This window comes from Chryseobacterium sp. Leaf201 (assembly GCF_001421435.1).
Taxonomy (GTDB): Bacteria; Bacteroidota; Bacteroidia; order Flavobacteriales; family Weeksellaceae; genus Chryseobacterium.
This window is the reverse complement of sequence record NZ_LMKA01000055.1, coordinates 43,549-55,439: the sequence shown is the minus strand read 5'-3', so window position 1 is coordinate 55,439 and position 11,891 is coordinate 43,549. Positions and strand designations below refer to the sequence as shown.

Below are 11,891 nucleotides of genomic sequence, written 5' to 3'. Positions count from 1 at the left end.
AAAAAGAAACAGCGTTACATGGCATATGAGCGGATGAACACTTCTGTAGCAATTAATAAAGTATTTATTGCTAAATTATTACTTTATTTTTAACATGAGCTTAAAACTCTTGTTATTAGTCATTTAATTGAATAAATCTTCTCCCAACGGTTATTTTATAACATCGAAATAGTTCGATAATATACGGAATTAATTCTTAAAACAAAATGATCTGAATCATAAATTTTATTCATTAGTTTGCATAACTTTGTTAACTAATTAAATCAATAAAAGGTGAGTAAAATATCTATTCTGATTGCAAATTATAACAACGGAAAGTATTTTAGCGAGTGTTATGATTCAATTATATCACAGAGCTATGAAGATTGGGAGGTAATTATTGTAGATGACTGCTCAACAGACGATTCCACAGAAATTATTACCGGGCTCATAAAAGATGATTCCCGTTTCAGATTCTATCAGAACAACACAAACAAAGGCTGCGGATATACCAAAGGAAAATGTATAGATCTTGCTACAGGAGATCTCTGCGCATTCCTGGATCCGGATGATGCCTTATATCCTTATGCACTTGAGCGCTCAGCAGACGAATTTAAAAAATCCAGGAATAACATTATTGCTGTTTATTCACAACTGATATTCTGTGATGAAAAACTTAACCCGAGAGAAGTTTTCACAAAGATAAAACAGGTACACAACCATAAACTTTTCTTTAACGCCCCTATCCAGATGTCAGCATTTTTTATGTTTAAAAGAGAGGCCTATCTTAAGACATCCGGTATTAACCCCGCTCTTAAAAATGCGGTAGACCAGGATCTTTACCTTAAGCTTTTGGAAACCGGCGACGCCAGATTTATCAATGAGGTTCTGTACAAATACAGACTCCACAGCAACGGGATTTCCCAGCAGACATCCAAACAAAGTGCTAAAGAATCCTTTGCAAGGGTCATCCATGAAGCAATGAAAAGGAGAAAGATCACGGTGATCCAGAATTTACCGGTTCCGGAAACCTTTACAACATCAGAAGAAATTTACAGCCTGCTGAACTATCAGACAAAAATACCGTACCGGCTGATGAATAAAATAAGGACCAGCCTTCATATTTAATCTAATTTATATTACATATTTTACAAAAGCAAAACTCCTCATTTCTGAGGAGTTTTTTAAAAAGGGTATAGGGGTCTAAAAAAGTGTTCTTGTTTTTATCTGGTGGTATTGTTTCCTGTACCTGTTGTACCTGTACCGGTCGTATTATTACCCGTACCTGTAGTCCCTGTACCTGAATTACCTCCAGTAGTACCAGTTGTTCCCGTTCCCGTAGTTCCGGTTCCTGAAGAATTCTGTGTACCTCCTCCGGTAGTGGATCCGCTGGTGTTCGGACTTGTCTGATTAGTCGTTCCGGTTCCCGTTCCTGTAGTACCGGTTCCCTGATTCATTGCACTGTCACGAACACTTGCTGTAGTGTCCATTTCCGTTCCTGTACCAGACATATCACCAGACATAGTGCCTGTGGAAGCAGAATCACTCATTGTGTCATTTGCATTTTGCGTTTCCTGTTTTTTACAGCTTACAGCAAAAAGGCTTAATCCTAGCATTAATAGCATTACTTTTTTCATATAAAAATTTTTGATGGTCTTATTATTTCCAAAATTAGAGAGTTAGAATAAAAAATTATATGAGCCGGATCATAAAAGGCAAAAATAATTTTTTAAAATAAAAAGCCTCTGAAAAAGAGGCTGTAAAATGTGAATCCGGAAGATCCGGCTAAACTTTCGTAAAATAAATTAACCTGTTTTTGTTATCCTTAAACCGGATAAATTATTCTTCCCACGCAATAGGAACATAAACAGTCACATAGCCGTCCTGATCTATCTGCGCATCAGAAACTACTCCGGTTACAGAACCGTATCCTACCCAGCCGCCCTGGCCCTGCATAGCGGTAAATGTATAAGTACCGGCAGGAATCCCTTCACTGTATTGTGGCAGCGATTGCAATCCGCTTCCTGCATAGGTCTCAAAAGTTTCTCCGGTAACCGTATTTGTCGCCACAAAACTGCCGATGTCATAACTGCCGGAAAGTGCTTTTGTCCCGTTTTGGGATAGAAGCCCATAACGAATGGTATACGTTTTTGATTTTGAAGCTTCTTTTGCTGCGGCCTGGTTTGGAGTATCAGTGTTCAGCATATCTTCATTGGATGAACATCCGGTAAGAATACCCGTCAGTCCTGCAACAAGCAGGACCGTAAAAATTGAATTTTTCATAATGATGTAATTTGGTATTCCGAAGTTAAATAATTTATGTTAACCTAACAAAAAGAATAGATTAAGTAAAAGTTACGTCTTGCCATACATAATCTGTATTATTTATGATAACAGTAGTTATAACAATGAATTGAAGCTTATTAAAAACCCATTTTTAATATCAATTACACAAGTATTTTTGACATTTAACATTACTTAACTGAATTTGGCTTCATTATTGGAAGAATATGGTATCAAAGTTATGCTTTTAGCATCTTATTAAATTAAAATTTGAATTATGAAAAGTATAGTGGTGACAGGTCTATTGTCAGTTTTTTTACTGACTGCCTGTAAAAAAGATGATCAGATTGCCGAAAAGTCCCTGGAACAGCAGAAAGTGGAATTCCAGATGAGGCAGCTTGAAATTGAGAAGCAGAAATTAGCTATAGAAAAAGAGAAAATGGCCTATGAAGCTCAGAAAAAATCAGACAGCATTACTCAGGTTCAGCAGGCAAGAACAGCAGCAGCCAATGCAAAACCGCAGGTAATCCGGGAAACGCGTACCGTATACAGAGACAGACCGAGCTCAAGCAGCAATAACGGGACGTATGCAAATAACGGAACCAGTTCTTCCCAGGGTACAACAACTCAGAAAAAAGGAATGAGTAAAGCGGCAAAAGGTACCATCATCGGTACAGTAGGTGGTGCAGCGGCCGGAGCTATTATTTCTAAGAAAAACAGAGGTCTTGGAGCAGTAATCGGTGGTGTTGTAGGAGGTGCTACAGGATATACCATCGGTAGAGCGGGTGACAGAAAAGACGGCAGGGTACAGCCGAGATAAAAAATATAAATTTAACGTTAACATAGAAAGATTGCTTATTTTTAGGCAATCTTTTTTATGGTTTTAATTCTGCTTTCTTCCGTATTGATTCTCCCGGTCCTGATGGGCTGGGGTGATCTGTTTCAGAAACTTACAGGCGTATTCATCAAGGGAGCTTCCGGAAATATTTTTTTGGGAATCATGGGAATCAGCATGGTCTGGACAATTCTTGCTTTTTTTATGCCTCTGAATAGCTATGCAGAAATCCCTGTTGTGTTGGCAGGACTGTTCTTTTTTTTCAGGAACAAAGTATTTCAGGAGCTGCATGGATTTAAGGGCAAAGACTGGCAGTTGCTGGTATTCCTTGTGTTAGTTATTTCATTTTGCGGTTCATTCTATCCCTATATATTAGACCATTTCGGGTATTATGTACCGACGATAAAATGGCTGACGGAATTCGGACTTGTCAAAGGAATTTCAAATATAGACCTTACTTTGGGGCAGATGTCGATATGGCATATTTTCCAGTCCGGGTTTTCTAATTTTTCAGATCCGCTTCTGAGGATAAATTCAGTATTGCTTATTGCTTATGCCTTATACATCACAGAAAATAAAACGTGGATTCACCTGTGTTTCATTCCGGTCCTGCTGTTATTCTCCCAGTCGCCGAGCCCGGATTTGCCGGTAATTATCTTTTCACTGATCATTTTGAATGAAATTTTAATCCAGAATAAAAAAACGGCCGTTCTCTTTGCTTTTTCGGTTTTCGTTTTTACCATAAAGCCTACCATGATATGGCTTCCCATCCTGAGCCTGCTATACTCTATTTTTCTTATCAGATCAGGTTTAAAAACATTAATTCCGGGAGTTTTAATCGGATTACTGTTTTTTATTAAAAACGTCTATACTTTCGGGTATCCTGTTTTTCCGGTGGCTATCGGAGATTTGGGAATAAGCTGGCAACCCGCGGACGAAGTCCTGAAAACATCTTCCCAATATGCGATTCAGAAGACTTATGATATGCAGTATTCCTATCGGGAAATTCAGTCTTTTTCTTTTTGGGACTATATCAGAAACTGGCTGTTTTTAGATGGGATCAAATCTAAAATCAACATTTTTTTCATCATAAGCCTCGGAGCATTTACCGTTTATTCACTTAAAAAAAAGAAAAAGATTTATACTTTTATTTTGGTTTCCATCCTCATTAAAAGTGCTTTTGTCCTGCTGTTTTCTGCCCAGTACCGGTTTTTTATTGATGTATTTTTCGTGATCTTTTTTATCTTTTTCATTGATTATTTTAACCGGAAAAAATCAATTGCCGTATTTTCTGTTCTAAGTTTGGTTTTTATTGCATGCCTCATTGCCCCCACGATCCTTCAGACCTATGTGCCCAGTTTTAAGCTCGGTAACTTTATGGGTAAATTTGAAAAAGAACAGCTGTACAGGCCTTCCACCTATCAATACAATTCATTTCAGTCATACAAAATAGGAAACTTCAAATTCAATGTTTCCAGAAAATATCCTTACAGTTTTGACACACGGCTGCCGGCCGTTTCAGAAAGCTATCTGTTCGAACATATTAAAGCCGGGATTTTTCCGCAGATGATCAACAAGGAAGATCTCAGCAAAGGATTTATCTGGAAAAAACTGAATGCACAGGAAAAAAGAGAAGCGGAACAGGTAATCCGTTCTGTTAAAAATTCATACCGATAGAACAGATCAGGCATACTTTACATCTGAAGAAAAAGCCGTAAATTTACCTCATGTTAAATACCTTAGGCAATTTATTAAGCCTTACAACATTCGGAGAAAGCCACGGCCTGGCATATGGCGGAATTATCAATAATTTCCCGGCAGGCCTTACCGTTGATCTCGAAGCTGTCCAGAATGAACTGGACCGCCGCAAACCCGGGCAGTCTGCTATTGTAACTCAGAGAAAAGAAAGCGATACGGTAAAATTTCTTTCAGGCATTTTTGAAGGAAAAACAACCGGGACGCCCATTGGTTTTATAATAGAAAATGAAAACCAGAAATCCGGGGATTACGACCATATTGCAGAATCATACCGCCCGAGCCATGCCGATTTTACCTATGACCGGAAATTCGGGATAAGGGATTACCGGGGCGGCGGCAAATCTTCAGCCAGGGAAACCATCAACTGGGTGGTAGCAGGAGCTTTGGCAAAACAGCTGTTATCAGCTATAGAAATCAATGCTTATGTATCTTCCGTAGGAGAAATTTTCTGCGAAAAACCTTATCAGGCACTTGATTTCTCAAAAACCGAAAGCAATGAAGTGCGTTGCCCGGATGCGGAAACTGCTGAAAAAATGATCGCCAGAATCAAAGAGATCAAAAAAGAAGGAAATACCATCGGCGGAACCATTACCTGTGTGATTAAAAATGTACCTGCAGGAATCGGTGAGCCTGTTTTCTCAAAACTTCAGGCAGAACTGGGCAAAGCGATGCTAAACATCAACGCAGCAAAAGGCTTTGAATACGGAAGCGGTTTCTGCGGAGCAAAAATGACCGGAAAGGAACATAATGATCTCTTCAATGAAGATTTTACTACGAAATCCAATCTTTCAGGAGGAATCCAGGGCGGCATTTCAAACGGAATGGATATTTATTTCCGGGTAGCTTTTAAGCCTGTGGCAACAGTTCTGAGGCCTCAGGAAAGCGTAGACAAATATGGAAATCCTGTTATTGTGGAAGGAAAAGGACGCCATGATCCCTGTGTACTTCCGAGAGCAGTGCCGGTTGTAGAAAGCCTCGCCGCTTTTGTGCTGGCAGATTTATTCCTGATCAACAAAACTAGAAATATCAATAATTTTTAAATATAAATATTTTAGAAATGAAAAACTACTGGGAAAAAAGCATCTCTTTCGAGGCGTATGTGGAAACCGGAAAACAGAGACTGGCCTATCCTGCAACACAGCAGGAAACCGATTATAAACAGTATTATGAACTGGGACTCCAGAGAATTGACAGGACCTTAAAGAAATATATTCCGGATGCAGATCAGCTGAAAGAACTTGAAGCCAAAGGTTTTGACGGGAAAATCCTGATTGTTTCCGAGGTATGGTGCGGCGATGCGAGTGCAACCGTTCCGGCCCTGGTTAAGTTTTTTGAAGGTAAGAACGAAGTCAGGATCTTTCTCAGGGACAGTGACAAAAGCTTGATCAGTCAGTTTTTAACCAACGGAACAGAATCCATCCCGAAAGTGATTATCCTGGATAACGATTTTAATGTGAAAAATTCCTGGGGGCCGCGTCCTCAGTATGGAAAGGAACTGCTGATGAAACACAAGGCAGACCCTGAAAATTATCCTAAAGATCTTTTTTATAATGATCTGCAGATGTATTATGCCAAAAACAGAGGTAAAGATGCTGTTCAGGAAATCCTGGAACTGCTGTAATTTTTATTAAAAGTAAAATGAAAAAAAACATTATTTATCTTGTACTGATTGCCATTATCGGAGTGATTGCTTTTGTTCCGGGAGTGAAAGAAAAATTACAGGATGCCTTCTTTCCAATTGCCACCATTGAAAATGCCGTTCATGTAGGCGATGAAGATTACGATATTGAACTTCAGGGAATCAACACACCCAGTACCAATCTTAAAAATTTTAAGAACCGGGCTGTCTTCCTGAATTTCTGGGGAACCTGGTGTCCACCGTGCAGAAAAGAGTGGCCGTCTATCCAGAAATTATATGAGACAAGGAAAGACCATGTGGATTTTGTTTTAATCGCGATGAATGATGAAGAGGCAGCCGTGAGAAAATTCCTTAAGGAAAACAACTATGATGTCCCGGTGTATATCGCCCAAAGCCCGATCTCCGAAAAAATTCTGCCAAAGGTTTTTCCTACCACTTATCTGCTGGATAAGAACGGCAGGATCATTATTAAAGAAGATGCTTCAAGAGACTGGAATACAGAATCCGTACATCAGTTTATCGATAATATTATTAAATAATCTTTTAACTAACATTATAATAAGTTGGTACAGAATTTGAGAAATATACAGTTCTAAAGAAAATTATTTAATCAAACACCAAAAATGAAGTATTCAAAACTGAATCTGGCGAAAGAAGCGATCAGCCACAGGGGGTTTGTCAAAAAGATCCCTGACATTTTCAGGATGGTAAGGATGTGGAGAAAAGGGGAATACCCGATGAGATCCATTGATATCATTCTGCCTCTGTTAGGAATGCTGTATGTCATCTCCCCTATTGATATCCTTCCGGATTTTGCCTTACCGGTTTTAGGAATTATGGATGACCTTGCCGTATTGTCTCTGGCCATCCCGAAGCTGGTAAAAGAAGTGGATAAGTTCCTGATGTGGGAAACCGAGAGAAAGTACAGTTCAGCCGGTGCCAAAGTAATCGACGCTGAAATCGTAAAATAGTGAAACCATCCTCCGGGATGGTTTTTTTGTGGATAGAGAGTACATAAACTGACTTTTTTAATGAAATATCTGTTTTATTTCACTATTTACCTGTAAAGTAAATCCACAATTGACCCCTGAATCTTTCAGTCTTCATATCAAATCCTTAAATTTGCAACATCTAATAAAAAATTAATGGAAAGTAAAAAAGAATTTTTCCTGGAATGCTATAAGCTGGGCATTATTAAATTCGGAAGATTTACCCTGAAAAGCGGCATTGAAAGTCCGTTTTACGTAGACCTAAGGCCTTTGGCATCAGACCCTAAAATCCTGAAAAACCTGGCTAATTATTTACTGGAAATGCTTCCTCTGGATAATTTTGACCTGATCTGCGGGGTTCCTTATGCGGCCCTTCCGATGGCTACAGCCATGTCTCTGGAAAGCTATATTCCGTTAATTATTAAAAGAAAAGAAGCTAAAAACTACGGCACTAAAAAACTGATTGAAGGCATCTACCAGAAGGGGCAGAACTGCTTATTGGTGGAAGATGTGATCACGTCAGGGAAATCCCTGATTGAAACCATTGCCGAAGTGGAACAGGAAGATCTTAAAGTAGCCGATATCGTAGTGGTTTTAGACAGGGAACAGGGCGGCAAACAGCTTCTTGAAAGCAAAGGATACCGCGTTCATACCCTTTTCAACATTTCGGAAGTCTGCGGAATCCTTAAGGAAACCGGCGAACTGTCTGATGATGAAGTAAAGAGAATCCAGGATTTTTTACAGGGGAACCATATCAATTTTGAAGAAAAGACAAGATGTTCCTATGAACAGAAACTGAACACTGCACAGCATTCCGTTTCTAAAAAACTGCTGGAAATTGCTTTAGCTAAACAATCCAACCTGATTGCTTCCGCAGATGTAACCACTACCCAGGAACTGCTGGATTTAGCTGAAAAAGTAGGACCTCATGTTATTGCCCTGAAAACCCATATTGATATCATCTCTGATTTTGATTACGAAAAAACCATTACGCCGTTAAAAGCCCTGTCTGCAAAACACAATTTCCTTCTGATGGAAGACCGCAAGTTCGCAGACATCGGAAATACCCAGGAACTTCAGTTTACAAGCGGAATTTTCAACATTACGGACTGGGCAGATTTCGTGACTTCCCAGGTGATCGGAGGTTTTGAATCTTTGGACTGCTTCAGGAATGTAGGCGTGGTAGCCATTATCGGGATGTCTTCAAAAGGAGCATTAACCACTTCCAGCTACCGTGAAGAAGCATTGAAAGTGGCTTCATCCCATCCTAATGTAATCGGAGGCGTTTCCCAGAACCCGCTTCCTGAAGAAATGCTTTTGTTTACTCCCGGAGTGAATTTAGCAGATTCAGGTGACGGAAAAGGGCAGCAATACAATACCCCTGAACATGTTTTTAAGATGCTCCATACAGATTTTATCATCGTGGGAAGAGGAATCTATAAATCTGAAAACCCGGCTGAAGCTGCAGTTACGTACAAAAATGAAGGCTGGAAAGCATATCTGAATTCTTTAGAAAAAAAATCAATTCAAAACTAAATGCCGGATTAAATCTCTCAAAAATAAGTTATATTTGATGCTTTATCAGGAATATTGAAAAAGATTAGCATTTGTCTTATTTTGTTTGTAGGTGTTGCAGAAGTTTCTGCACAGAAAGACAGCATTTATATTGAAGCCAGACTGTCTTCAGATAAAAAAATGCTGGATGTAAGTGAAGAACTGGTCTATCACAACCATTCCGGAAAGGATTTACAGACGGTAAAACTGCTGAACTGGGTATCTGCCTACAACAGAAGAGGGACTTCGCTGGTCTACAGGAAACTGGAAGACCGGAATACGAATCTCCATTTTGCAGAACCGCATGAGCTTGGAAAGTTAATAAGCTTACAGGTAAAAAATGCTGATCAGGAAATACCTGTTCATGAGATTTCTGATGAAAACCTCCTGCTCCCTTTAAAAGAAGCGCTGGCACCCGGAGAAAAAATAAAACTTCAGCTGCACTATCAGATCCAGCTTCCGGACCGGAAATTTACCGGCTACGGAACCTCTGATACCCAAGTGGCCTTAAAATACTTCTTTATTGTTCCGGATCACTTTGATCCGGACAATATTTCCCCGAGAAAATATGTGGATATTGAGGAATCGGTAAACTTCAATACGTTCTGGACGGTAAATTTTGACCTTCCGGTTAATTATTTTATTGAAAGCAACCTGCAGCAGACCCAGATGAATTCCTTTAAGGGCTATCTTGATTCAGATCCGGAATTCCTGATTTCCCAGAATGAATACCCTTCCATAAAGGTCAGTACCGACGGTATGAATACCGAAATAAAATTCGGGTACAACCTGAAACCGGAGGAAAAACAGAACCTTGAATTTTACCTGCCTTTACAGTTAAAATTTATTAAAGAAAAAACCGGTCTCGTTCCGGAAATGCTTTTTATTACTGAAAAGTTCAGGTCTAAAGAAGATTTTTTCGGGAATAATGATATTTCTTTCTGGAAGTTCAGGTTTAAACTCTTTACGGATGCAGAGAAAGCAGATCTGGATTATTTCGGGATTATCACCAAGAAAATTCTGGATGAAAGCATCATTACAGACAAACAGGACAACCACTGGTTTAAAAACGGCTTAAAGTCTTACCTTGAAATCCAGTATTTAAAAAAATTCTATCCGGATACCAAACTGCTGGGTGCCCTGCCTGAAAGCCAGATTTTCGGGATAAAGCCCCTAAAGCTTTTTCATGCCTCGAATGTAAAACTTACCGAGCGTTACGGACTGGCTTACCAGTATATCATGTCTCAGAACTTAGATCAGAAAATCGATGAGAAATATGCTGTCCTGAGCAACTTCAATGATATGGCAATCAGTCATTTTGAAACCGGGACTTTATTCAGCTATGCTGCCGATAAAATGGGCTACGAAAATTTCGATTACCTGGTGCAGGATTTTATTTCTAAAAATACAGATAAACAGATTGATCCGAGGGACTTTTTAAAAGAGCTGGCTGAAAAAGATAAACGGAATACCTATCTCCAGGATTTTATACAACATAAAAACAGGGTCAATTTCAAGCTTAAAAGATTTAAAAAAGAAGGAGATTCCCTAAACATTAAAATCAGTAAAAATACACCGGATGAAATTCCTGTGAAATTGCAGACAGAAACAAGAGACGGCGTAAAAAAAGAATACTGGATTGATACTGCCGGTGAGGATAAAACAAAAACCGTTTCCATTCCTGCCCTGGATGTTTATAAGATCACCCTGAATGATGATTATATCTTTCCGGAAGCCAATTACAGGGATAATTTCCTGTACGCAAAAGGTTTGTTTTCGAACATGAGGAAGATCAAGCTCAAACTCATCAAAGACATCCCGAATCCTGAATTCAATGAAATCTATGTAAACCCCAGAATACGTTTCAGTAATACCTATGACAAATTCCTGATCGGGTTCAACTTTAAGAACCAGTCGCTTTTTGATCAGAAATTCCTGTACTCCGTTACGCCTACTTACAGTACCGGAACAGGGAAACTGGTAGGTTCAGGAGCGGTAGCCTATTCTTTTCTGCCCGCAGAGAGCATGATCAGAAGCTTGACCTTCGGCATTTCAGGCTCCCAGTTCCATTATGATTATGACCTGGCCTATAAGAAAGCCTCCATCTATTCCAATATCAGTTTCAGGAAAAACCCGAGGAGTACCGTAAGCCGCGGCGTCAGTATTTCCTACAATTATTTTGAGCGTGACCTGAATGCCGAAATGATCCTCAGAAACGATTATGACCGGTACAATCTGTGGAGTTTAGGATATGGATATTCTGATAACCAGAGTATCCATGAAAAAAGCTTAAGTGTAAATACCCAGCTCATGAAAGATTTCAACAAAGTAACAGCTGAAGGTTTCTACCGTTGGGAATTTGCCCCGAGACAGAAATTGAGCGTACGGCTTTTTGCAGGGTATTTCATCAAAAACAATACACGGAATAATACCTTCAACTATGGAATTTCCAGGGTTTCAGATTATTCTTTCTCCTATAATCTTTTAGGGCAGAGTGCTACAGGCGGTATCTTGTCTCAGCAGTATGTTCTGGCGGACGGAGGCTTTAAATCATTGATCCCCGGAACTGTAAATAAGTGGATCACTTCCGTTAACGTAGACACAAGTGTCTGGAAAATTTTTCACATTTATGCAGATGCAGGCGTGTATCAGAACAGCAACCGGCCTACCCAATTTATCTGGGACAGTGGCGTAAAAGTAAGGGTAATCTCGGACTTCCTTGAAATCTATTTTCCGGTACAGTCTTCTCTCGGTTTCGAGCCCGGCTTTAAAGATTATGCAAGACGCATCAGGTATACCCTTATTCTTAATCTGAGTTCGATTATTAACGCAGCCAGAAGAGGCTGGTATTAAA

General features: G+C 39.5%; 11 protein-coding genes. 9 read left to right on the top strand and 2 right to left on the bottom strand.

What is annotated here, in order from left to right; translation table 11 throughout:
- Window positions 1-273 precede the first annotated feature (273 nt).
- Window positions 274-1,107: a glycosyltransferase family 2 protein gene (locus ASE55_RS05485; RefSeq protein WP_056216421.1), complete on the top strand. Its 834-nt coding sequence runs from the start codon at window positions 274-276 to the stop codon at window positions 1,105-1,107.
- 95 nt (window positions 1,108-1,202) lie between these two features.
- Here ASE55_RS05485 and ASE55_RS20045 read toward each other — a convergent pair whose 3' ends face one another.
- Complete coding sequence (locus ASE55_RS20045) at window positions 1,203-1,616, bottom strand: hypothetical protein (protein WP_056216419.1); 414 nt, start codon at window positions 1,614-1,616, stop codon at window positions 1,203-1,205.
- Window positions 1,617-1,818: 202 nt separating this feature from the next.
- Window positions 1,819-2,262: a hypothetical protein gene (locus ASE55_RS05475; protein ID WP_056216418.1), complete on the bottom strand. Its 444-nt coding sequence runs from the start codon at window positions 2,260-2,262 to the stop codon at window positions 1,819-1,821.
- A gap of 277 nt (window positions 2,263-2,539) precedes the next feature.
- Between ASE55_RS05475 and ASE55_RS05470 the strand changes: the two genes are divergently transcribed.
- The 8 genes from ASE55_RS05470 to ASE55_RS05435 all read left to right on the top strand — a co-directional run bounded on the left by ASE55_RS05470 (window position 2,540) and on the right by ASE55_RS05435 (window position 11,890).
- Entirely contained in the window at window positions 2,540-3,082 is a 543-nt protein-coding gene (locus tag ASE55_RS05470) for a YMGG-like glycine zipper-containing protein (protein WP_056216416.1), read from the top strand.
- Window positions 3,083-3,139: 57 nt separating this feature from the next.
- The gene (locus ASE55_RS05465; protein WP_056216413.1) at window positions 3,140-4,774 is read left to right on the top strand and encodes an LIC_10190 family membrane protein; all 1,635 of its coding nucleotides are present in this window, start codon (window positions 3,140-3,142) and stop codon (window positions 4,772-4,774) included.
- Window positions 4,775-4,824: 50 nt separating this feature from the next.
- A complete protein-coding gene (gene aroC, locus ASE55_RS05460; RefSeq protein ID WP_056216412.1) occupies window positions 4,825-5,895 on the top strand; it encodes a chorismate synthase in 1,071 nt (356 codons plus the stop codon).
- Window positions 5,896-5,912: 17 nt separating this feature from the next.
- Window positions 5,913-6,476: a thioredoxin family protein gene (locus ASE55_RS05455; protein ID WP_056216410.1), complete on the top strand. Its 564-nt coding sequence runs from the start codon at window positions 5,913-5,915 to the stop codon at window positions 6,474-6,476.
- 17 nt (window positions 6,477-6,493) lie between these two features.
- On the top strand, window positions 6,494-7,033 hold the full coding sequence (locus tag ASE55_RS05450; protein ID WP_056216407.1) for a TlpA family protein disulfide reductase: 540 nt from the start codon (window positions 6,494-6,496) through the stop codon (window positions 7,031-7,033).
- 84 nt (window positions 7,034-7,117) lie between these two features.
- Window positions 7,118-7,465 carry a YkvA family protein gene (locus ASE55_RS05445; RefSeq protein WP_056216406.1) on the top strand — a complete coding sequence of 116 codons (348 nt, stop codon included), beginning with the start codon at window positions 7,118-7,120 and terminating at the stop codon, window positions 7,463-7,465.
- A gap of 174 nt (window positions 7,466-7,639) precedes the next feature.
- The gene (gene pyrF / locus ASE55_RS05440) at window positions 7,640-9,019 is read left to right on the top strand and encodes an orotidine-5'-phosphate decarboxylase (RefSeq protein ID WP_056216403.1); all 1,380 of its coding nucleotides are present in this window, start codon (window positions 7,640-7,642) and stop codon (window positions 9,017-9,019) included.
- Window positions 9,020-9,100: 81 nt separating this feature from the next.
- On the top strand, window positions 9,101-11,890 hold the full coding sequence (locus ASE55_RS05435) for an aminopeptidase (protein ID WP_128414503.1): 2,790 nt from the start codon (window positions 9,101-9,103) through the stop codon (window positions 11,888-11,890).
- Window position 11,891 lies beyond the last annotated feature (1 nt).

Coding starts and splice junctions, on each gene's coding strand:
- ASE55_RS20045 (WP_056216419.1), bottom strand. CDS start 1,616: ATGAAAAAAGTAATGCTATTAATGCTAGGATTAAGCCTTTTTGCTGTA.
- ASE55_RS05475 (WP_056216418.1), bottom strand. CDS start 2,262: ATGAAAAATTCAATTTTTACGGTCCTGCTTGTTGCAGGACTGACGGGT.
- ASE55_RS05470 (WP_056216416.1), top strand. CDS start 2,540: ATGAAAAGTATAGTGGTGACAGGTCTATTGTCAGTTTTTTTACTGACT.
- ASE55_RS05465 (WP_056216413.1), top strand. CDS start 3,140: ATGGTTTTAATTCTGCTTTCTTCCGTATTGATTCTCCCGGTCCTGATG.
- aroC (WP_056216412.1), top strand. CDS start 4,825: ATGTTAAATACCTTAGGCAATTTATTAAGCCTTACAACATTCGGAGAA.
- ASE55_RS05455 (WP_056216410.1), top strand. CDS start 5,913: ATGAAAAACTACTGGGAAAAAAGCATCTCTTTCGAGGCGTATGTGGAA.
- ASE55_RS05450 (WP_056216407.1), top strand. CDS start 6,494: ATGAAAAAAAACATTATTTATCTTGTACTGATTGCCATTATCGGAGTG.
- ASE55_RS05445 (WP_056216406.1), top strand. CDS start 7,118: ATGAAGTATTCAAAACTGAATCTGGCGAAAGAAGCGATCAGCCACAGG.
- pyrF (WP_056216403.1), top strand. CDS start 7,640: ATGGAAAGTAAAAAAGAATTTTTCCTGGAATGCTATAAGCTGGGCATT.